The sequence below is a fragment of the Paraburkholderia caballeronis genome (genome assembly GCF_900104845.1).
Lineage (GTDB): Bacteria > Pseudomonadota > Gammaproteobacteria > Burkholderiales > Burkholderiaceae > Paraburkholderia > Paraburkholderia caballeronis.
This window is the reverse complement of record NZ_FNSR01000001.1, coordinates 95,152-116,088: the sequence shown is the minus strand read 5'-3', so window position 1 is coordinate 116,088 and position 20,937 is coordinate 95,152. Positions and strand designations below refer to the sequence as shown.

17 protein-coding genes and 1 tRNA gene are annotated in these 20,937 nt (G+C 66.9%); 14 read left to right on the top strand and 4 right to left on the bottom strand.

The features are described 5' to 3' along the window. Position 1: 1 nt before the first annotated feature. Positions 2-1,015 carry a D-2-hydroxyacid dehydrogenase family protein gene (locus tag BLV92_RS00535; protein ID WP_090541234.1) on the bottom strand — a complete coding sequence of 338 codons (1,014 nt, stop codon included), beginning with the start codon at positions 1,013-1,015 and terminating at the stop codon, positions 2-4. A 406-nt stretch (positions 1,016-1,421) separates the two neighbouring features. Between BLV92_RS00535 and BLV92_RS00530 the strand changes: the two genes are divergently transcribed. Both BLV92_RS00530 and BLV92_RS00525 read left to right on the top strand, forming a co-directional pair. Next, positions 1,422-3,278 (top strand): phosphoenolpyruvate carboxykinase (GTP), encoded by a 1,857-nt coding sequence (locus tag BLV92_RS00530; RefSeq protein WP_090541231.1) that lies wholly within the window; start codon positions 1,422-1,424, stop codon positions 3,276-3,278. A 340-nt stretch (positions 3,279-3,618) separates the two neighbouring features. Continuing rightward, on the top strand, positions 3,619-4,719 hold the full coding sequence (locus tag BLV92_RS00525; RefSeq protein ID WP_090541228.1) for a LysR family transcriptional regulator: 1,101 nt from the start codon (positions 3,619-3,621) through the stop codon (positions 4,717-4,719). 111 nt (positions 4,720-4,830) lie between these two features. Here BLV92_RS00525 and BLV92_RS00520 read toward each other — a convergent pair whose 3' ends face one another. From BLV92_RS00520 to dprA, 3 genes are all read right to left on the bottom strand, one after another. After that, on the bottom strand, positions 4,831-7,488 hold the full coding sequence (locus tag BLV92_RS00520; RefSeq protein ID WP_090541225.1) for a DNA topoisomerase III: 2,658 nt from the start codon (positions 7,486-7,488) through the stop codon (positions 4,831-4,833). A 289-nt stretch (positions 7,489-7,777) separates the two neighbouring features. Beyond that, positions 7,778-8,155: a thioredoxin family protein gene (locus tag BLV92_RS00515; protein ID WP_090541220.1), complete on the bottom strand. Its 378-nt coding sequence runs from the start codon at positions 8,153-8,155 to the stop codon at positions 7,778-7,780. Positions 8,156-8,219: 64 nt separating this feature from the next. Next, the gene (gene dprA / locus BLV92_RS00510) at positions 8,220-9,428 is read right to left on the bottom strand and encodes a DNA-processing protein DprA (protein ID WP_090541217.1); all 1,209 of its coding nucleotides are present in this window, start codon (positions 9,426-9,428) and stop codon (positions 8,220-8,222) included. Positions 9,429-9,674: 246 nt separating this feature from the next. Between dprA and def the strand changes: the two genes are divergently transcribed. The 12 genes from def to queD all read left to right on the top strand — a co-directional run bounded on the left by def (position 9,675) and on the right by queD (position 20,795). Continuing rightward, positions 9,675-10,178 (top strand): peptide deformylase, encoded by a 504-nt coding sequence (gene def, locus BLV92_RS00505; protein ID WP_090541213.1) that lies wholly within the window; start codon positions 9,675-9,677, stop codon positions 10,176-10,178. 49 nt (positions 10,179-10,227) lie between these two features. Beyond that, complete coding sequence (gene fmt / locus BLV92_RS00500; RefSeq protein ID WP_090541210.1) at positions 10,228-11,232, top strand: methionyl-tRNA formyltransferase; 1,005 nt, start codon at positions 10,228-10,230, stop codon at positions 11,230-11,232. Between the two features lie 104 nt (positions 11,233-11,336). Then, positions 11,337-11,984: a LysE family translocator gene (locus BLV92_RS00495; protein WP_090541207.1), complete on the top strand. Its 648-nt coding sequence runs from the start codon at positions 11,337-11,339 to the stop codon at positions 11,982-11,984. A 107-nt stretch (positions 11,985-12,091) separates the two neighbouring features. Further along, complete coding sequence (gene htpX, locus BLV92_RS00490; protein WP_090541205.1) at positions 12,092-12,949, top strand: zinc metalloprotease HtpX; 858 nt, start codon at positions 12,092-12,094, stop codon at positions 12,947-12,949. A 152-nt stretch (positions 12,950-13,101) separates the two neighbouring features. Continuing rightward, the gene (gene rsmB, locus BLV92_RS00485) at positions 13,102-14,595 is read left to right on the top strand and encodes a 16S rRNA (cytosine(967)-C(5))-methyltransferase RsmB (RefSeq protein WP_090541203.1); all 1,494 of its coding nucleotides are present in this window, start codon (positions 13,102-13,104) and stop codon (positions 14,593-14,595) included. Continuing rightward, positions 14,592-15,182 (top strand): DUF4390 domain-containing protein, encoded by a 591-nt coding sequence (locus BLV92_RS00480; RefSeq protein ID WP_090541201.1) that lies wholly within the window; start codon positions 14,592-14,594, stop codon positions 15,180-15,182. Before rsmB ends, BLV92_RS00480 begins: the two co-directional genes overlap by 4 nt. After that, entirely contained in the window at positions 15,172-17,586 is a 2,415-nt protein-coding gene (locus BLV92_RS00475; RefSeq protein WP_090541199.1) for a sensor histidine kinase, read from the top strand. Before BLV92_RS00480 ends, BLV92_RS00475 begins: the two co-directional genes overlap by 11 nt. Then, positions 17,587-18,276 carry a response regulator transcription factor EsaR gene (gene esaR, locus BLV92_RS00470; RefSeq protein ID WP_090541197.1) on the top strand — a complete coding sequence of 230 codons (690 nt, stop codon included), beginning with the start codon at positions 17,587-17,589 and terminating at the stop codon, positions 18,274-18,276. Between the two features lie 92 nt (positions 18,277-18,368). Then, positions 18,369-18,444: transfer RNA gene (locus BLV92_RS00465), tRNA-Phe, on the top strand. Between the two features lie 356 nt (positions 18,445-18,800). Then, positions 18,801-19,532 carry a 7-cyano-7-deazaguanine synthase QueC gene (queC, locus tag BLV92_RS00460; protein WP_090541195.1) on the top strand — a complete coding sequence of 244 codons (732 nt, stop codon included), beginning with the start codon at positions 18,801-18,803 and terminating at the stop codon, positions 19,530-19,532. Positions 19,533-19,709: 177 nt separating this feature from the next. Continuing rightward, positions 19,710-20,342, top strand: coding sequence for a 7-carboxy-7-deazaguanine synthase (queE, locus tag BLV92_RS00455; protein WP_090541194.1), 633 nt, complete (start codon positions 19,710-19,712; stop codon positions 20,340-20,342). 6 nt (positions 20,343-20,348) lie between these two features. After that, a complete protein-coding gene (gene queD, locus BLV92_RS00450) occupies positions 20,349-20,795 on the top strand; it encodes a 6-carboxytetrahydropterin synthase QueD (RefSeq protein ID WP_090541191.1) in 447 nt (148 codons plus the stop codon). Positions 20,796-20,937: the final 142 nt, after the last annotated feature.

Below are 20,937 nucleotides of genomic sequence, written 5' to 3'. Positions count from 1 at the left end.
GTCAGCGGCGGCGGCCGCCCTGCAACGCCTGCGGATTCACGACGCTCGACGTATCGCCCGCATCGAACGCCAGGATGTTCCTGAACGCCGCGCTGAAATACAGCTCGTAGCTTTCGCGCTCGACATACCCGATGTGCGGCGTGCAGATCACGTTCTCCATCCGCAGCAGGCTGTAGCCCTGCAGGATCGGCTCGCTTTCGTACACGTCGATCGCGACCATCCCGGGCCGGTTGTGCGCCAGCGCGCCAAGCAGCGCGTTTTCTTCGAGCAGTTCGGCGCGGCTCGTGTTCACGAACAGCGAGGTCGGCTTCATCCGCAGCAGGTCCTCCTGCTTGACGATGCCGCGCGTATCGTCGTGCAGCCGCAGGTGCAGCGACAGCACGTCGCTTTGCTCGAACAGCGCCTCGCGGCTTTCGGCGGCTTCGTAGCCGTCCGCGCGCGCGGCTTCGAGCGAGTGCTCGCGGCCCCAGATCAGCACGCGCATCCCGAACGCCTTGCCGTAGCCGGCGAGCAGCCGGCCGATCTTGCCGTAGCCCCAGATGCCGAGCGTCTGCCCGCGCAGCACCTGGCCGAGGCCGAAGTTCGGCGGCATCGCGGACGTCTTCAGGCCGGACTGCTGCCATGCGCCCTGCTTCAGGTTCGCGACGTACTGCGGAATGCGCCGCTGCGCGGCCATGATCAGCGCCCACGTCAGTTCGGCCGGCGCGACCGGCGAGCCGACGCCTTCGAGCACGGCGATGCCGCGCTCGCTGCACGCGCCGAGGTCGATGTGGCTGCCGACCTTGCCGGTCTGGCTGATCATGCGCAGATGCGGGAGCTTGTCGAGCAGCTGCGAGTTGATGCGGGTGCGCTCGCGGATCAGCACGAGCGCATCGACTTCGGTCAGGCGGCTGGCGAGCTGGCCGAGTCCGCGCACGCTGTTGTTGAAGACCTTGACCTCGTGGTCGGCTAGCAGTTGAAAGCAGTCGAGCTTGCGGACGGCGTCCTGGTAATCGTCAAGGATGGCAATTTTCATGGCACTAAGAGTCGGGTGGCGCACGGTTTCCGGTGCGCGCCTTGGGCTGATCTGGGGGTTATCCCACTATGCAGCGGCGAACAGGCTGGTATCAATGCTCGAAAGGCGTGAAAGCGAGTCCGCCGCGTGCCGGATTGTCGGCAGGCATCGCAGTTGCTTGCGCGCGTAGACGCACCCAAACGTAAACGCACAAACGCGGGCGAGCCGCGATTTCACGCTTTTTTAACAGCTTGTCGGGTGACGACGCAAGCCGCTTTACAGACGGTTTCGAACCCGACGCTGCAAGGCCTTGACGACTTATGCGGATTCGCCGATGTGCGTCGCGACGCAAACGGCGGCCGCTGTGCCTCTCGCGCAACGTCGGCAGGCCGGCCCCAATTTTCAGCCCTGCCTCAGGAGACACTCGATGAATCACCCCGACTTCAACGTCCACGCCGCCGCCGGCGTTCCCGCATGGGTCCGGCACCGCAAGCTGATCGAATGGGTTCAGCGCGTCGCCGCGCATACGCAGCCGGATCGCATTGTCTGGTGCGACGGCTCGCAGGAGGAGTACGACCGTCTGTGCGAGCAGATGGTCGAAGCCGGCACGATGCGGCGACTCGATCCGCAGAAGCGGCCGGATTCGTATCTGGCGTGGTCGGACCCGTCCGATGTCGCGCGCGTCGAGGACCGCACGTTCATCTGCTCGCAGCACGAGGAGGACGCGGGGCCGACCAACAACTGGATCGCGCCGGACGAGATGCGCGCAACGCTCGACGGCCTGTTCGAGGGCGCGATGCGCGGCCGCACGATGTACGTGGTGCCGTTTTCGATGGGGCCGCTCGGCTCGCCGATCGCGCATATCGGCGTCGAGTTGTCGGACAGTCCGTATGTGGTCGTGAACATGCGGATCATGACGCGGATGGGCCGCGCGGTGTACGACGTGCTAGGGGAGAACGGCGATTTCGTGCCGTGCGTGCATTCGGTCGGCGCGCCGCTCGCGGCCGGCGACAAGGACGTGCCGTGGCCGTGCAACGACACGAAGTACATCGTCCACTTTCCGGATACGCGCGAGATCTGGAGTTACGGGTCGGGTTACGGCGGCAACGCACTGCTCGGCAAGAAGTGCTTTGCGCTGCGGATCGCTTCGACGATGGGACGCGACGAAGGCTGGCTCGCGGAGCACATGCTGATCGTCGGCGTGCGCTCGCCCGAAGGGCGCAAGTATCACGTCGCGGCGGCGTTTCCGTCCGCGTGCGGCAAGACCAACTTCGCGATGCTGATCCCGCCGCAGTCGATGGACGGCTGGCAGGTGACGACGATCGGCGACGACATCGCGTGGATCAAGCCGGGTCCGGACGGACGCCTGCACGCGATCAATCCGGAAGCGGGTTACTTCGGCGTCGCGCCGGGCACGAGCGAAAAGACCAACTACAACGCGATGGCGACGCTGAAGGCGAACGTGATCTTCACGAACGTCGCGCTGACCGACGACGGCGACGTCTGGTGGGAAGGCATGACCGACGAGCCGCCCGCGCACCTGATCGACTGGCAGGGCAACGACTGGACGCCGGAGATCGCGAAGGAAACCGGCCGCAAGGCCGCGCACCCGAACGCGCGTTTCACCGCGCCGGCGTCGCAGTGTCCGTCGATCGATCCGGAATGGGAGAACCCGGCCGGCGTGCCGATCGACGCGTTCGTGTTCGGCGGCCGCCGCTCGACGACGGTGCCGCTCGTCACCGAGGCGCGCGACTGGATCGAGGGCGTGTACATGGCCGCGACGATGGGCTCGGAAACGACCGCGGCCGCGGCCGGCCAGCAGGGCGTCGTGCGGCGCGACCCGTTCGCGATGCTGCCGTTCTGCGGCTACAACATGAGCGACTACTTCGGCCACTGGCTCAAGGTGGGCGAGCGCCTCGCGGCGACCGGCACGACGCTGCCGCGCATCTTCTGCGTGAACTGGTTCCGCAAGGGGCCGGATGGCAAGTTCGTGTGGCCGGGTTTCGGCGAGAACATGCGGGTGCTCGAATGGATGGTCGGCCGCATCGCGGGCACCGCGGCCGGTGACGGCCATCCGTTCGGCACGTCGCCGCGCTACGAGGACATCGACTGGAGCGGCCTCGACTTCACGCGCGAGCAGTTCGAGCACGCGATGTCGGTCGATGCCGACGCGTGGGCAAAGGAACTCGAACTGCACGCCGAACTGTTCGGCAAGCTTGCGCACCGGCTGCCGGCGGCGTTGCAGAGCGCGCGCGACACGCTGGAAAAACGTCTCGCCGCGTAGCGAAGTGAGTCATCGCTAACAGTAAAGCCGCCCTTGGGCGGCTTTTTTATATTCTTCACATCCGGAGGTGCGACGCGTAGCGGCTGCCGATGCGGTTACGTCCCCATTACGCGGACTTTCGCTGTTCGCTACCTGCCGCGCTATCCGGTTGCATCGCACCAATTGTTTCTGACATGGGAACAATTAGACGATCGCTAATGCGTGCGACGCTACAGTGGCAGAAATTTGAATCAAATTTGATGGTTCGTGGGCAACTTCTGCACGAATTTGCGTGTCGTAGGAGAATTCGCGGTTCGCTTTGCTGGTATTCAGAAAGCCGTAACAAGGCAGGAGTTGTCTCATGGATCATTTGCAGTCGATGCGAGTATTCGTCAAAGTGGCGGATCTCGGCAGTTTTGCACGCGCCGCCAGCGCGATGGATATCTCGAACGCGGTCGCGACGCGCCATATCGCCGACCTGGAAAGCCGGCTCGGTACGCGTCTGCTCAACCGCACGACCCGCAGCCTCTCCCTCACCGAATCCGGTCAGGTTTATCTCGAACGCGCAAGGCAGATCCTCGACGAACTGGAAGACGTCGAGCAGATGGTCGTCGCGCGCAATCACGAGCCGGTCGGCACGCTGCGCATCGTCGCGCCGGTCGTGTTCGGTCTGCACAACCTCGCGCCGGTGCTTCAGACCTATACCGAGCGTTATCCGCAGGTCATTCCCGACGTGACGCTGGTGGATCGCCAGGTCGACCTGGTCGAAGAGGGCTTCGACCTCGGCGTCGTCGCTGCGCGCCAGATGCGCAGCGCGAGCATCGTCACGCGGCGTCTGACGACCGGCTGCATGACGGTCTGCGCGACGCCCGCGTACCTCGAAAAACACGGCACGCCGACGCGGCCCGAGCAGTTGATGGAGCATCCGTGCCTGTCGCTGCCGTCCGAATACTGGGGTGACGAGCGCGTGTTCACCGGCCCGGACGGCGAAATCCGCGTGCGCCCGAGCAACGTGATCGTCGCGAACAACACGGAGATGCTGCGCCAGTTCGCGCTGCTCGGCATGGGCATCGCGATCCTGCCGAGTTACCTGATCGGCCGGGACATGACGCGCGGGCGTCTCGTGCGCCTGCTCGGCGACTACCGGTTGCCGCAGGTCGAGATCAACATCGCGTATCCGAGCCGCCGCCATCTGCCGGCGAAGGTGCGCACGTTCATCGACCATCTGGTCGAGCATTTCAGCCAGACGCCGAACAGTCAGCTCGGCGAGCAATGGGTGAAGGACGGAATGAGCCGTCCGGCGCCGGCCGCGCTGCCGCGCGCGAGCGGCGCGCATCCGAAGGCGCCGGAAGCACCCGACGGCGTCGAGCCGCCAGCCGGCGCGGGGGAGGCCGAACGCGCGCCGAAGGCCGCGCGGGCGTCGGCGCCGCGTACGCGAACGTCGGCTATCTCGCCGCTCTGATCGATTATCGCCGGTGGTATAGGCGATAAAAAAGGCGCAACCCATCCTGTGGGTTGCGCCTTTTTTTGTGGACATGCCGTCTCCGGGCGGACTTCAGTCCGCCCGGAGCGATCACGATCCGGTCTTGCGCGCCGGCGTCTTTTTCGCTGCCGTCTTGCGCGCCGGAACGGTCTTGGCGGCGGCGGTCTTGCGTGCCGGCTTCGCGATTTCTTCCGTCGAGTCGTTGTCGGCAGCGGCTTCCGGCGCGTCGCCCGCAACGGCCGTCGCAGCGGTCTTTTTGGCCGCCGTCTTCGCGGCCGTTTTGGCCGACGGCTCCTTCTTTTCGAACTCGAAGCCGATCTTGCCGTCGCTTTGCTTCACGAGGAACGCCTTGAAGTTGCGGCCGGTGCGCGACGACTTGAAGTTCGTCAGCAGGTCGGTGCGCCCTTCGGCGAGCAGCTTCGCCATCTGGTCACGTCCGATCTCCTGTTGAAGGATCACCTTGCCCGAGCGGAAGTCGCACGACTTCGGATTCGCGACCGTGTGCTCGCACACGTAGCTCATCCCGTGCTCGTACACGCGGCCGCCGCACTTCGGACACGCGCCGACCGGTTCCTGCGCCGAGAAGTCCGGCGCTTCGCCGTCCTCGCCGCCCTGGTCCTGGCCGAAGTCGAATTCGAGCTTGTAGTTCTTCGTTTCGTCGTCGAACGACAGCTTCAGGATCGCCGAGAACGGCCGCCCCATCTTGCTGCGGAAGCCCGACAGCGGGCCGATCTGCTTCTTCTGCAGCAGTTCTTCGACTTCGGCGATTTCGAACTGCCGGCCGCCCGGAATCTTCGAGATCGAGAACTCGCACTTCGTGCACGCGAAGCGGCGGTAGTTCTCTTTCACCTGCCCGCCGCAGTTCGGACACGGCGTTTCCAGCGTCGCATAGTCGCCGGGGATCGTGTCGGAGTCGTATTCCTTCGCGCGCTTCACGATGGTCTGCGTCATGCGCGCGATCTGCTGCATGAACGCGTCGCGCGGCAGGTTGCCCCGCTCCATCTGCGACAGCTTGTATTCCCACTCGCCGGTGAGTTCCGGCGCGGTCAGTTCCTCGACGCCGAGGCCGCGCAGCAGCGTCATCAACTGGAACGCCTTCGCGGTCGGGATCAGCTCGCGGCCCTCGCGCACCAGATACTTCTCGCCGAGCAGCCCTTCGATGATCGCCGCGCGCGTCGCCGGCGTGCCGAGGCCCTTCGCGGCCATCGCCTCGCGCAGATCCTCGTCGTCGACGAGCTTGCCCGCGCCTTCCATCGCCGAGAGCAGCGTCGCTTCGTTGTAGCGCGCCGGCGGTTTCGTCGTCAGTTGATGCGCGGCGATCTTGTCGGTCTTGACCTTCTCGTCCTTCTTGACCGGCACGAGATTCGCGTCGTCGCCGGCCGCGTCGCGGCCGTACACCTGCAGCCAGCCCGGCTCGACGAGCACCTTGCCTTCGGTCTTGAAGTGATGGCCGGCGACTTCGGTGATCCGCGTGGTCACGCGATACTCGGCGGCCGGGAAGAACACCGCGAGGAAGCGTTTCACGACGAGGTCGTACAGCTTCTGTTCCGGCTCGGACAACGCCTTCGGCGCCTGCAGCGTCGGGATGATCGCGAAGTGGTCGCTGATCTTCGAGTTGTCGAAGATCCGCTTGTTCGGCTTCACCCAGCCCTTGTCGAGCACCTGCTTCGCGTGCGGCAGGTAGTTGTTGCTCTCCTTGAGCATTTCGAGCGTGTCCTTCACCGTGCCGAGGTAGTCCTCCGGCAGCGCGCGTGCGTCGGTACGCGGATACGTGAGCACCTTGTGCCGCTCGTACAGCGCCTGCGCGAGCGCGAGCGTGTTCTTGGCCGAAAAGCCGAAGCGCCCGTTGGCTTCGCGCTGGAGGCTCGTCAGGTCGAACAGCGCCGGCGACAGTTGCGTGGACGGCTTCGATTCCTCGCTGACCGTGCCTTCGCGGCCGTGGCACGCGGCGACGATCGTCTCGGCGGCCGGCAGGCTCCACAGCCGCGAGTCGCGCTTTTCGGGGTCGAATTCGTCGCGCTTGAATTTCGGGTCGTACCAGCGGCCTTCGTAGAAGCCGCCCGCGCACACGAACTCGGCGCGCACTTCCCAGTAGTCGCGCGGCACGAAGCGGCGGATCTTTTCCTCGCGCTCGACGACGATCGACAGCGTCGGCGTCTGCACCCGGCCGACGGTGGTCAGGAAGAAGCCGCCGCCCTTGCTGTTGAAGGCGGTCATCGCGCGCGTGCCGTTGATGCCGACGAGCCAGTCTGCTTCCGAGCGGCAACGGGCCGCGTCCGCGAGCGGCTGCATGTCCTCGTCGCTGCGCAGGCGCGCGAAGCCGTCGCGGATTGCCGCGGGCGTCATCGATTGCAGCCACAGGCGCTGGACCGGCTGTTTCGCCTTCGCGTGCTGCGCGATCAGGCGGAAGATCAGCTCGCCCTCGCGCCCCGCGTCACATGCATTGATCAGGCGTTCCACATCCTTGCGCTTGATCAACTTCGTGAGCAGCTTCAGCCGCGACTCGCTTTTTGCGATCGGATTCAGGTCGAAATGCGGCGGGATGACGGGCAGATGCGCGAAGCTCCATTTGCCGCGTTTGACTTCATATTCTTCCGGCGCGGCGATTTCCACGAGGTGGCCGACGGCCGACGAAAGGACGTACTCGTCGCTTTCGTAGTATTCGTCATGCTTGGTAAAGCCGCCCAGAGCGCGCGCGATGTCGTTCGCGACGGATGGCTTCTCGGCGATGATCAGTGCTTTGGACATGACTGGTGGTAAGTGGGTAATCCGGTTTGCGTCCCGGGCGGCGGGCGGGCTCGATTTCCCGGCCAGCCCTCTCAGGGCGGCGTTCCTGACGTCTCTTTAACGACCGCTTTATAGCACAGGACGCGTGGACGGCGATTTTTGCGCCGTGGCGCGGCCCGAAAGGCGCCCAATCATAAGCGCGGCCCCAGCCGGCGGGCAAGCAGGGTTCGCGCCTGGCCGGAGCGCGATCAGCGTTCGGCCGCGTCGCCGCCGACGGGCGCCGCGCCATTCGCGGAGCGCATGCGACGCGTCATGCGGCCACCAGCGACGGCCGGAGCTTCGGCGCGCCGGACACGCCGGGCAGCGCGCTCAGGTCCGCGAGCATCCGTTCGACCACCGCGCCGTGCGGCAGCACCGTGCCGAAAAACCGGGTCGTGGCGCCGTCTTCGATCAGGATGGTCGGGAAATTCTCGACGTCGAGGTCGTCGAAGCGATCCGCGTGCGTCTCGATGTCGATCCACGCGAAACAGATGCCCGGGTGCGCATCGGCGATCCGGTCGAACGTCGCCCGGTAGTCGCGACAGGTGCCGCACCACTCCGCGCACAGACACGCGACGAACAGCGTGTCGTGGTCGCCGATGCGCCCGGCGATCAGGTCGGCGTCGGTGTCGAGGTCAAGCGCGGGCATGGCGGTTCCTTGCGATCTCTTATATTGAGCGAGACATTTGGCGCGAATGTAACATGAGCGCGAACTACCGGTGGGCGGCCCGGACGAAGCGGCCGCCCGGCAGTGCGGTTACGTGGCCGGCCAGTTCGAGCCGGAGCAGCGTTCCCTGCAAGCGGGATTCCGGCATGTCGGTGCGCTCCGCGAGGATTTCAAGCGTGGCCGGCGAGTAGCCGAGCGCGGCGAGGAGCTGGGACGCGTCGGTGTCCGGTTCCACGCCATGGTTCGGCGGGGGAGCGTCATCGCCGCCTGTCGAAGCGGCCGCCGGTGGTTCTCTCGGCGGCGTGCCGCGCCGTGCGGCGGCGGCATCCCGCGTCGTCGTTCCGGGCGGCTGTTGTATCGCCATCCTGAGCGTTTCGAGAATCTCTTCCGGCGTTTCGACCAGTTGCGCGCCCTGCTTGATGAGCCGATGGCAGCCGCGCGACAGCGGCGCGTGGATCGAGCCGGGCAGTGCGAAAACATCCCGTCCCATTTCGTTCGCGAGCCGCGCGGTGATCAGTGAGCCGGAGCGCATCGCCGCTTCCACGACGAGCACGCCTTCGACCAGTCCGGCGATCAACCGGTTGCGTTGCGGGAAGTTGGACGATCGGGCGGGCGTGCCGAGCGGCCATTCGGACAGGATCGCGCCTTCGTGCGCAATCCGCGTGGCGAGCGCGTAATGGCTCGCCGGATAGACGCGGTCGGCTCCGGTGCCGATTACCGCGACCGTGCCGCCCGCCCAGTCCAGCGCGCCGCGATGGGCCGCGCCATCGATGCCGAGCGCGAGCCCGGACACCACCGTCACGCCGGCGTCCGATAACGCGTGCGCGAAATGCCCGGCGTCTTCTAGTCCCTGCGGCGTCGCGTTGCGGCTGCCGACGATCGCGACGCTCCGCGCGTGCAGCGGCTCCAGGCGGCCTCTTATATATAGCAGAGGGGGCGGATCGGGCATCGTGAGCAGCCGGGGTGGATAGGCAGGATCGCCGAGCGTCAGCAGCGTGTTGCCTGGCTGTGCGCACCATTCGCGCAACGCGGCCAGTTGCGCGGCGAAGTCCGGAGCCGCCGGCGCGAGCGCCGCATGCGCCGCGTCGGTTCCGGCGACCGACGCCAGCGCGTCGAACGACTGCGCCAGCACGTGCTGCGGCAGCCCGAATGCCGCGAGCATCGCGCGCAGCGCGGCCGGCTTTAGGCCGCGCGCGATCGACAGCCGCAGCCATGCGGCCAGTTCGTCGTCGGTCAGCGGCAACGGCGTGAGCATCGGTCGGCTCCGGTTGACGGCGGGCGGCCGTCCGCATGCCGTGATAAAATTTTCACCATCCGAAATTACAGTGCGCGGTCCCGCCCGGAGCGTCGCGCAGACACTCGGGGAGCGGATGACCGCGCGTTGAATCCGGTCGTTCAGTCCGTATATCCTCTCCGTCCTGCAACGGGCCGACAAGCTGGCCGGATGGCCAGGCCAGGCGATGCTCCAGGCCCGCGGCGCCCGATAAAACGCTTTTAGATCATGGCTCTACTGAACATTCTCCATTACCCGGACAAGCGCCTGCACAAGGTCGCGAAGCCGGTCGAAGTCGTCAACGATCGCATTCGCAAGCTCGTCGCCGACATGGCCGAGACGATGTACGCGGCGCCTGGCGTCGGCCTCGCGGCGACCCAGGTGGACGTGCACGAACGCGTGATCGTGATCGACGTGTCCGATGCGCACGACGAACTGCGCGTGTTCATCAATCCGGAAATCGTCTGGTCGAGCGACGAACGGAAACTGTCGGAGGAAGGCTGCCTGTCGGTGCCGGGCATCTACGACGACGTCGAGCGCGCAGAGAAGGTCCGGGTGCGCGCGCTGAACGAGAAGGGTGAAACGTACGAAGTGGATTGCGAGGGGTTGCTCGCGGTCTGCATCCAGCACGAGATGGATCACCTGATGGGGCGCGTGTTCGTCGAATACCTGTCGTCGCTCAAGCAGACGCGCATCAAGTCGAAGATGAAGAAGCTCGAACGCGCGATGTGATGCGCGTCGTCAGCCTCCCGGTTCTTTCCTCGTTCTGAGCGCCGCGTTCATGAGCCATACCCTTCGCGTCATCTTCGCCGGCACGCCGGAATTCGCCGCCGCGGCGCTGGCCGCGATCCACGAAGCGGGTTTCCCGGTGCCGCTCGTGCTGACCCAGCCCGATCGGCCCGCCGGCCGCGGGATGAAGCTGCAGGCGAGTCCCGTCAAGCGTTACGCGCTGGAGCACGGCCTCGCGGTCGCGCAGCCGCCGTCGCTGCGCCGCACCGGCAAGTACCCGGCCGAGGCCGCCGCGGCGCTCGACCTGCTGCGCGCGACGCCGCACGACGTGATGGTGGTCGCCGCTTACGGGCTGCTGCTGCCGCAGGAAGTGCTCGACATCCCGTCGCACGGCTGCATCAACATCCATGCGTCGCTGCTGCCGCGCTGGCGCGGCGCGGCGCCGATTCACCGCGCGATCGAGGCCGGCGACGCCGAAACCGGCATCACGCTGATGCAGATGGATGCGGGCCTCGACACCGGCCCGATGATCGTCGAGGCGCGCACGCCGATCGCGCCGGCCGACACGACCGCGACGCTGCACGACCGTCTCGCGCAGATCGGCGCGAAGCTGATCGTCGACGCGCTGGTCGAACTGGAGCGCAGCGGCACGCTGCCGGCGACGCCGCAGTCGGCGGACGGCGCCACTTACGCGGAGAAGATCGGCAAGCAGGAGGCGGCGCTCGACTGGCGGCGTTCGGCGGACGTGCTCGCCCGCCAGATCCGCGCGTTCGATCCGTTTCCGGGCGGCTTCGCGACGCTGGACGGCGCGCAGTTGAAGCTGTGGGCCGCCGAACCGGCTGCGGACGTCGCCGTGCGCGACACGGCGGTGCCGGGCGAAATCCTCGACGTGTCGCCGGCGGGCGTCGTCGTCGCGTGCGGCGAAGGCGGCGAGCGCAGCGCGCTGCGTGTCACGCAACTGCAAAAGCCGGGCGGCAAACGTCTGCCCGCGCGGGAGTTTCTGGCCGGATTGCCGCTCGCGGCGGGGCAGCGTTTCGAGCCGGCCGCATCGCGGTAAAACGGGCGGCGGAACCGTCCGCTGACGGTCGTCACGCCAGCGACGCGCCGTCATCCGGGCAAGTTAGAATCGCTGCAACCCGCTTCGGATTTCCTGAGAGCATCATGTTCGGCATCACCCATTTCGGTTTTTTCCTCGTCGCCGTTTTCCTGCTGAACGTGACGCCCGGTCCTGACACCGCGTACATCGTCGGCCGCAGCGTCGCGCAGGGGCGTGGCGCCGGGCTGACGTCGGCGCTCGGCATCTCCGCGGGCTGCTGCGTGCATTCGCTCGCGTGCGCGTTCGGGCTGACCGCGCTGCTCGCCGCATCCGCGACCGCGTTCGCGGTGATCAAGGTCGTCGGCGCGGTCTATCTCGTTTATCTGGGCGTGCGGCTCATCTTCACGAAGACGACGGCCGCCGCCTCGCAGCCCGAAGCCGACCAGCAACCGGCCGGCGCGGCCCGCCCGCTGCGCCAGTTGTTCCTGCAGGGCTTCTGGACGAACGTGCTGAACCCGAAGGTCGTGCTGTTCTTCGTGTCGTTCTTCCCGCAGTTCGTCGCGGCCGGCAGCCCGCACAAGACGCTCGCGTTCCTCACGCTCGGCGCCGTGTTCGTCGGGATGAGCACGGTGTGGAACAGCTTCGTCGCGTGGATCGCGGGCAGCGTCACGCGCCGCTTCTCCGGCAAGCCGGGCGTCAGGAAGTGGCTCGACCGCACCGTCGGCAGCGCGTTCGTCGGCCTCGGCATCCGGCTCGCCACGGCCACGCGCTGAGTTGAATTTCCTCTGCCTGCCTTAATCTAACAGATCGCTTACAATGACCGGCCGCCTCGATGGCGGGCGATTCAACGATTCGAACCCCTGGGGCAAGGAGCACACACATGTTCAACTGGGTCAAAACCGCGATTCTGATGGCCGCGATTACGGCCCTCTTTATCGTGATCGGCGGGATGATCGGCGGTCAGCGCGGGATGGTGCTGGCGCTGGTGATCGCGGTCGGCATGAATTTCTTCTCGTACTGGTTCTCGGACAAGATGGTTCTGCGCATGTACAACGCGCAGGAAGTCGACGAAAGTTCCGCGCCGCAGTTCTACCGGATGATCCGCGAGTTGTCCACGCGCGCCGGCCTGCCGATGCCGCGCGTGTATCTGATCAACGAGGACGCGCCGAACGCGTTCGCGACGGGCCGCAATCCGGAGCACGCGGCGGTCGCGGCGACGACCGGCATCCTGCGCGTGCTGTCCGAGCGCGAGATGCGCGGCGTGATGGCTCACGAACTCGCGCACGTAAAGCACCGCGACATCCTGATCTCGACGATCTCCGCGACGATGGCCGGCGCGATCTCCGCGCTCGCGAACTTCGCGATGATCTTCGGCGGCCGCGACGAGAACGGCCGCCCGGCGAATCCGATCGCGAGCATTGCAGTCGCGCTGCTCGCGCCGATCGCCGGCGCGCTGATCCAGATGGCGATCTCGCGCGCCCGCGAGTTCGAGGCGGACCGTCGCGGCGCGCAGATTTCCGGCGATCCGCAGGCGCTCGCATCGGCGCTCGACAAGATCCATCGCTACGCGCAGGGCATTCCGTTCCCGACCGCCGAGGCGAATCCGGCGACCGCGCAGATGATGATCATGAATCCGCTGTCCGGCGGCGGCCTGCGGAACCTGTTCTCGACGCACCCGTCCACCGAGGAGCGCATCGCGCGGCTGATGGAGATGGCGCGGACCGGCCGTTTCGACTGAACGCGTGACCGACCGCTGAACGAGGGCAGGCCGTGCGCCTGCCCTTTTCATTTGCGCGGACGCCGCGTTTGCGCAGACGGCGTTGCGGACACGCCACGCTACAATGCAGCGTTTGGGCCACGCGCCGTGCGCGCCCCGTTTTCCGCATTTCCATGACATCCAGTTCTTCCAGGCGGCCAGCCGCCCAGCACGCGTCGTCCCGCCGCTCGCAGGCCGCGCGCGGTGCGCAGCCGGCTGCGCACGCGCCGGCGGGCTCCGTCGTGTCTCTGATTCCGGACTCGCTCGGCTTCTCGCTCGACCAGGCGGCGCAGGTAGTCGGCGACGTGCGCGGCGGCGCGGCGCTGCCCGCGGCGCTCGCGGCGGCGTTCGCCGCGTTGCCCGCCGCGAGCGTCGCGCAGTCGCGCGGCGCGGTGCAGGACATCGCCTACCGAACGATGCGCCGGCTCGGGACCGTCGACTGGCTGCTGCGCACGCGCGTCAGCAAGGCGCCGCCCGAGCACGTCGGCAATCTGCTCGCGTGCGCGCTCGCGCTGCTGCTCGACGACGAGGCGAACGCCGCGTATGCGCCGTTCACCGTGGTCGATCAGGCGGTCCGCGCGATTGGCGCGCGCCGCGAGGTCGCGTTCGCGAAGGGGCTCGTCAACGCGGTGCTGCGCGGTTTTCTGCGCGAGCGCGACGCATTGCTGGCGGCCGCTGCGAAAGACGACGTCGCGCGCTGGAGCTACCCGCAATGGTGGATCGACGCGACGCGCGCCGCATGGCCCGACGCGTGGCAGTCGATCCTCGACGCCGGCAATCGCCAGGGACCGCTGACGTTGCGCGTGAACGCGCGCCGTTCGACCGTCGATGCGTATCTCGAACGGCTGCGCGCGGCCGGGATCGGCGCGACACGCGTCGGCGAACGCGCGGTGCGGCTCGCGACCGCGCTGCCGGTCGATCGTATTCCGGGTTTCGCGGCCGGCGACGTGTCGGTGCAGGACGCCGGCGCGCAACTCGCCGCGCAACTGCTCGGCGCGCGCGACGGCATGCGCGTGCTCGACGCGTGCGCGGCGCCCGGCGGCAAGACCGGCCATCTGCTCGAACGCGCGGACGTCGACCTCGTCGCGCTCGAAAGCGATCCGGCGCGCGCCGCGCGGATCGGCGACAACCTCGCGCGGCTCGGCCTGTCCGCGCAGGTGGTCGTCGGCGATGCCGCGACGCCGTCCGCGTGGCACGACGGCCAGCCGTTCGACCGGATCCTCGCGGACGTGCCGTGCTCGGCGTCGGGCATCGTGCGCCGCCATCCGGACATCCGCTGGCTGCGTAGGCCCGCGGACATCGGCGCGCTCGTCAACGAGCAGCGGCGCATTGTCGACGCGCTGTGGCCGCTGCTGAAACCGGGCGGCGAACTGCTGTACGTCACGTGCTCGATCTTCCCCGAAGAGGGTGACGCACAGGCGCGCTGGTTTGAAAGCAGTCATCCGGATGCGGTACGATTGGACGCGCCCGGACAATTGCTGCCCACGTCAGGCGGTGCGCCGGCCGGGGACACAGACAGCGGCGCGGCCGCTGACGCCCGGCACGACGCCGACGCGGACGCCAGCCCGGATTCGGATTGCGCCGCAGATCACGACGGATTCTTCTACGCGCGCTTTCAGAAACGGTGATCATCAAACGCTTCTTCCCGCTGCGGCTCGCGGCGCTGATCTGGATCGCGCTGGTTTTCGGCTTCGTTGCGGCCGGCCCGGCGCGCGCCGATTCGATTTCGGTCCAGCGCGCGTCGCTACAGGCGGACGCGAGCGGCTGGAGCCTCGACGCCCGCTTCGACTTCGAACTGAACAGCAGTCTGGAGGATGCGGTCAACAAGGGCATTCCGCTCTACTTCACCACCGACTTCGAACTGACGCGCCCGCGCTGGTACTGGTTCGATGAACAGCCCGTGAACGTATCGCAAAGCATTCGCCTGTCGTTCCAGCCGCTCACGCGCGAATATCGCGTGTCGAGCGGCGGCCTGCAGCTCGGCTTTCCGACACTCGACGAGGCGCTGTCGGTGATCCGCCATGTGACGTCGTGGCACGTGATCGACCACAACCAGGTGAGCCCCGGCGAGACGTACGCCGCGTCGGTGCGCATGCAGCTCGACGTCGCGCTGATGCCCAAGCTGTTCCAGATCGACGCGGTGAACAACCGCGACTGGAATCTCTCTTCCGACTGGAAGCGTTTCAACTTCACGGTGACCGAACGTGCGAGGTAAAGTGCGCCGCGCCGCCAGCTTCAGCGGCTTCGTCGTGAAGCTGCTCGTATCGACCGTCGCGCTCACCGCGACGCTGCTGCTCGTGCTGCTCGCGGCCGCGAGCGCGAACACCGAATTCTTCGACCGCTATTACGGCTGGCTGTACGTCGCGAACATCGCGGTCGCGCTGATCTTCCTGCTCGTCGTCGCGGCGCTCGTCGTCGTGATCGCCGTGCGATTGCGGCGCGGCAAGTTCGGCACGCGGCTGCTCGCGAAACTCGCGTTCTTCTTCGCGCTCGTCGGCGTGGTGCCGGGCGGGATCATCTACATCGTGTCGTACCAGTTCGTGTCGCGCAGCATCGAGTCATGGTTCGACGTGAACGTCGAAACCGCGCTGACCGCCGGCCTGAACCTCGGGCGCGGGATGCTGGACGCGTCGCTGTCGGACCTGCAGACGAAGGGCCGGCTGATGTCCGAGCAGATCGCGAGCGGCGACGCGGCCGGCACGACGCTGACGCTGCTGCGGCTGCGCGACCAGTTCGGCGTGCAGGATGCGATGATCGTCGAGCCGGGCCGCAGCATGTCCGGCGCGTCGCCGGACATGCACGTCGTCGCGCAGGCGTCGAGCAACTTCTCGTCGCTCGTGCCGCCCGACATGCCGACGCCGATGATGATCGAGCAGGCGCGCGGCCGGGGTTACGCGGCGATCGAAGGCGAGGTGGACGGCGACCCGCGCGAGCACGGCTCGAAAGGGGCGCTGCGGCTGCGCGTCGTGCAGCGGATTCCGGATTCGAACGCGTCTCTGCTGCAGCCGGCCGAGCGGTTCCTGCAATTGACGCTGCCGGTGCCGCCGACGCTCGCGCGCAATGCGGATGCGGTGCAGCGGGCGTATCGCGAGTATCAGGAAAAGGCGCTCGGCCGCACCGGGCTGCGCAAGATGTACATCGGCACGCTGACGCTCGCGCTGTTCCTTGCGACGTTCATCGCGATGATGCTCGCGCTCGCGCTCGGCAACCAGCTTGCGCGGCCGCTGTTCCTGCTCGCGCAGGGCACGAAGGAAGTGACCGAGGGCGACTACACGCCGAAGCGCGAAGTGAAGTCGCGCGACGAACTCGGCTTCCTCACACAGTCTTTCAACGCGATGACGCGCCAGCTTTCGGAGGCGCGGCTCGCGGTCGAGAAGAACCGCATCGCGCTCGAACATTCGAAGGCGTACCTCGAAAGCATTCTCGCGAACCTGACCGCGGGCGTGTTCGTGTTCGACCGCCAGTTCCGGCTGACGACCGCGAACCGCGGCGCCGAGCGGATCTTCCGCCAGCCGTTCCAGACCCAGCTCGGCGTGTCGCTCGACCAGATCGCGGTGCTGTCGGACTTCGGCGCGATGGTGCGCAAGGCGTTCGCCGACCGCGAGGCGGCGAGCGGGGCCGGCGAAGGGGACCGGGGCCACTGGCAGCAGCAGTTTTCGGTGCCGGTGCCCGGCGAGACCGATCCGCTGACGCTGCTCGTGCGCGGCGCGCGCCTCGTGTCGGACACCGGCAGCGACGCGGGCGAGCGTCAGACGTCCGGCTACGTCGTCGTGTTCGACGACATTTCGGACGTGATCTCAGCGCAGCGTTCGGTTGCGTGGGGCGAGGTCGCGCGGCGTCTCGCGCACGAGATCAAGAATCCGCTGACGCCGATCCAGTTGTCGGCCGAGCGTCTGCAGATGAAGCTGTCGGACAAGCTCGCGCCGGCCGACGCGGAAGTGCTGAAGCGCGGCGCGACGACGATCGTGAACCAGGTCGCCGCGATGAAGCAGATGGTCGACAACTTCCGCGACTACGCGCGCACGCCGCCGGCGGTGCTCGCGAGCCTGCAGCTGAACGACCTCGTGACCGAAGTGCTGACGCTGTACGGCATCGAGGAAGGCAAGAGCGCGATCAAGGTCGAACTGTCCGCGCTGCCGGTGATTCGCGGCGACGCGACGCAACTGCGGCAGGTGATTCACAACCTGCTGCAGAACGCGCAGGATGCGGTCGCCGAGGTTGACCAGCCGCGCGTGCTGCTCGAAACGCGCACCGTAGAATATGGCGATCCCGACGCGCAAGGCCGCACCCGCGTTGCCGTGAGGCTGACGGTATCGGACAATGGTCCGGGCTTTCCGGCGCGCATCCTCACGCGCGCATTCGAACCTTACGTGACGACCAAGACCAAAGGGACAGGTCTGGGGCTTGCGATGGTCAAGAAGATCGTCGACGAGCATGGCGCGCGCATCGACATTCGCAACCGGACGAAGGCGGGCGACGTGACCGAAGGCGCGCAGATCTCGATACTCTTCCTCCAACTGGCGGACGACGCCGCCACGCCGGGTTCCGGCGCGACGTCGGCGGGTGCCGCCGCGTCGCAGGGAACGACAAAAGCAACAGTGCAGACAAGGGCAGCGTAAATGGCAACCATCCTGGTGGTAGACGATGAAATGGGCATCCGGGAACTGCTCTCGGAGATCCTGAGCGACGAAGGGCACGTTGTCGAAGTCGCAGAGAATGCGCAGGAGGCACGGGACTACCGGGTGCGTCAGGTGCCCGACCTGGTGCTGCTCGACATCTGGATGCCGGACACCGACGGCGTCACGCTGTTGAAGGAATGGGCGGCGCAAGGCCAGTTGACGATGCCGGTGATCATGATGTCGGGGCATGCGACGATCGACACGGCCGTCGAGGCGACGAAGATCGGCGCGCTGAATTTTCTCGAAAAGCCGATCGCGTTGCAGAAGCTGCTGAAGGCGGTCGAGCAGGGGCTTGCGCGCGGTACCGCCGCGGCGCCGGTCAATGCGGCGGCGGGCAAGCCGGCGAGCGCGGGCGGGCCGTCGGTGATCGCATCGGCGGCCGCGCTGCCGATGCTGAACGCGGATGGCGTGCCGGGCGGCGTGCTGGCCGCGCAGACCGCGTCGATCTCGTTCGACATTCCGCTGCGCGACGCGCGCGATGCGTTCGAGCGCGCATATTTCGAGTATCACCTTGCGCGCGAGAACGGCAGCATGACGCGCGTCGCGGAAAAGACCGGCCTCGAACGGACGCACCTGTATCGCAAGCTCAAGCAGCTCGGCGTGGACCTCGGCAAGAGCAAGGGCGAATGACGCGCGAAGCGCGCACCGCCGTCCGGTCCGATTTTTTTCGCGAAGGGACTTGAGGTATCGGTTCGAACTGTCTATAATCTTTTTTCTTCGTTGGCCCGGTAGCTCAGTTGGTAGAGCAGCGGATTGAAAATCCGCGTGTCGATGGTTCGATTCCGTCCCAGGCCACCAGAATGCAGCCCCAGGAGATCATTCGATTCCTGGGGCTTTTTCGTTGGCGGCGCTGTCGGGCGTCGGGCCGGGTGTCCAGGCCGTCGTTGCGGTGCGTGATAACATAACGCTCCTTTTTCGGGGCGCTTGTGCGTGGAGCGCGCGTGGTCTTCCGCGCGGCGATCCGGCCGGGTCCGCAGTGTCCCGCGGTGTCCATCGCGCGGACTGCACGGATCGACGGTATAAGCGCCCGATGGCCATGGCGCGGAAGGTCGCGACCTATACTGCATGAGCCGGTTTCGCGCCCGGCTCGTATGGCGGCAACGCCGTCCGGCGCGGCCCGCAGCGCGGGAATCTCATTTTCACGGAGTGTCACGGTGACTCGAACAGGCGGTAAAAACGGCGCGCTCGTGCTGTTTTCCGGCGGCCAGGATTCGGCCACGTGTCTCGCATGGGCGCTCGACCGGTACGACACCGTCGAGACGCTCGGCTTCGACTACGGCCAGCGCCATCGCGTCGAACTCGAATGCCGTGAAGGATTCCGCAGCGCGGTCGCGCACGCGTTCCCCGACTGGGGCAAGCGCCTCGGCGACGACCACATGGTCGATCTGTCGGTGCTCGGCGCGATCAGCGACACTGCGATGACGCGCGAGATTCAGATCGAAACCGCCGCGAGCGGACTGCCGAACACGTTCGTGCCGGGCCGCAATCTGATGTTCATGACGATCGCCGCGGCGATCGCGTATCGGCGCGGGCTGAAGGTGCTGGTCGGAGGGATGTGCGAAACCGACTTCTCCGGTTATCCGGACTGCCGCGACGACACGATCAAGGCCTTGCAGGTCGCGCTGAACCTCGGAATGGACAGCCGCTTCGTGCTGGAGACGCCGCTGATGTGGCTCGACAAGGCCGACACGTGGCGGCTCGCGCAGCAGTTGGGCGGCGATGAACTGGTCGAACTGGTTCGCGTCGAGACGCACACGTGTTACGTCGGCGAGCGTTCGGAACTGCATCCGTGGGGCTTCGGCTGCGGCGAATGCCCGGCCTGCCGGTTGCGCAGGCGCGGCTACGACGCGTTTCTCGCCGGCGAGCAGGTCAGCGAACCGGTCTGAGCCCGCCCGCGACGCGCGCGCGGAAAAGCGCGTGCAGGCACGCGCCGCGCGTCGCAAGCACTACTACGATCCGCTCACGTTCCGGCGTTGCGGACCCCGCGCGCCGCCGAATCCGGCGCACCCCGAATACGACAACCCCGCGCTCCGGCGCCCGGTAGAACCATCACAGACAGCAGCATGACCTACGCGGTAAAGGAAATCTTCTACACGTTGCAGGGCGAAGGCGCGAACGCCGGCCGCCCGGCCGTGTTCTGCCGGTTCGCCGGCTGCAATCTGTGGTCGGGCCGCGAGGAAGATCGCTCTGACGCGGTCTGCCGCTTCTGCGACACCGACTTCGTCGGCACCGACGGCGAGAACGGCGGCAAGTACCGCAGCGCCGAGGAACTGGTCGCGAAGATCGCATCGCTGTGGCCGGAAGGCGAAGGCAACCGCTTCGTCGTCTGCACCGGCGGCGAGCCGATGCTGCAGATCGATCCGCCGTTCGTCGATGCGCTGCACGCGGCCGGCTTCGAGATCGCGATCGAGACGAACGGCTCGCTGCCGGTGCTGGACACCATCGACTGGATCTGCGTGAGCCCGAAAGCCGACGCGCCGCTCGTCGTCACGAAGGGCAACGAACTGAAGGTCGTCGTGCCGCAGGACAACCAGCGCCTCGCGGACTACGCGAAACTCGACTTCCAGTATTTCCTCGTGCAGCCGATGGACGGCCCGTCGCGCGATCTGAACACGAAGCTCGCGATCGACTGGTGCAAGCGCCATCCGCAGTGGCGTCTGTCGATGCAGACCCACAAGTATCTGAACATTCCCTGAGCCGCCGTGCTGACGATTACCCGAAAACTCGAATTCGACGCGGGCCACCGCATTCCCGATCACCGCAGCCAGTGCCGCAACCTGCACGGGCATCGCTACGTGCTCGAAATCACGCTGCAAGGCGATCTCGTCGACACCGAAGGCGCGCCGGACCGCGGCATGGTGATGGACTTCGCGGACGTGAAGGCGCTCGCGAACCAGCACCTGATCGATCGCTGGGATCACGCGTTCCTCGTGTACGAAGGCGACACCCAGGTGCGCGGTTTCCTCGAAACGCTGCCGGGCCACAAGACGGTCGTGCTCGATCGCATCCCGACCGTCGAGAACCTCGCGGCGGTCGCGTTCGACATCCTCGCGAGCGTGTACGACGCGCATTACGGCGTGAATCTGCGGCTGCATCGCGTGCGGTTGTACGAGACGCCGAATTGCTGGGCCGACGTTATCCGCGACTAGCGGATGGGGCGGGCCGCTGCGCCCGCGTTGCCCGGGTCCGAAGGGGGCCGCGCCAGTGGCCGCCTTATATTGTCGCGGTATGATCGCTCCGATAACGGCTTTAACAATGTAACGGAGCGAGACATGCCGGCCGCGAAGCCCA

Excerpts from the sequence above, each read along its gene's own strand:
- BLV92_RS00520 (WP_090541225.1), bottom strand. The coding sequence starts at position 7,488 with ATGTCCAAAGCACTGATCATCGCCGAGAAGCCATCCGTCGCGAACGAC.
- dprA (WP_090541217.1), bottom strand. The coding sequence starts at position 9,428 with ATGCTCACGCCGTTGCCGCTGACCGACGACGAACTGGCCGCATGGCTG.
- fmt (WP_090541210.1), top strand. The coding sequence starts at position 10,228 with ATGAGCCATACCCTTCGCGTCATCTTCGCCGGCACGCCGGAATTCGCC.
- esaR (WP_090541197.1), top strand. The coding sequence starts at position 17,587 with ATGGCAACCATCCTGGTGGTAGACGATGAAATGGGCATCCGGGAACTG.
- queE (WP_090541194.1), top strand. The coding sequence starts at position 19,710 with ATGACCTACGCGGTAAAGGAAATCTTCTACACGTTGCAGGGCGAAGGC.
- htpX (WP_090541205.1), top strand. The coding sequence starts at position 12,092 with ATGTTCAACTGGGTCAAAACCGCGATTCTGATGGCCGCGATTACGGCC.
- def (WP_090541213.1), top strand. The coding sequence starts at position 9,675 with ATGGCTCTACTGAACATTCTCCATTACCCGGACAAGCGCCTGCACAAG.
- rsmB (WP_090541203.1), top strand. The coding sequence starts at position 13,102 with ATGACATCCAGTTCTTCCAGGCGGCCAGCCGCCCAGCACGCGTCGTCC.
- BLV92_RS00495 (WP_090541207.1), top strand. The coding sequence starts at position 11,337 with ATGTTCGGCATCACCCATTTCGGTTTTTTCCTCGTCGCCGTTTTCCTG.
- BLV92_RS00530 (WP_090541231.1), top strand. The coding sequence starts at position 1,422 with ATGAATCACCCCGACTTCAACGTCCACGCCGCCGCCGGCGTTCCCGCA.
- BLV92_RS00525 (WP_090541228.1), top strand. The coding sequence starts at position 3,619 with ATGGATCATTTGCAGTCGATGCGAGTATTCGTCAAAGTGGCGGATCTC.
- BLV92_RS00515 (WP_090541220.1), bottom strand. The coding sequence starts at position 8,155 with ATGCCCGCGCTTGACCTCGACACCGACGCCGACCTGATCGCCGGGCGC.
- BLV92_RS00535 (WP_090541234.1), bottom strand. The coding sequence starts at position 1,015 with ATGAAAATTGCCATCCTTGACGATTACCAGGACGCCGTCCGCAAGCTC.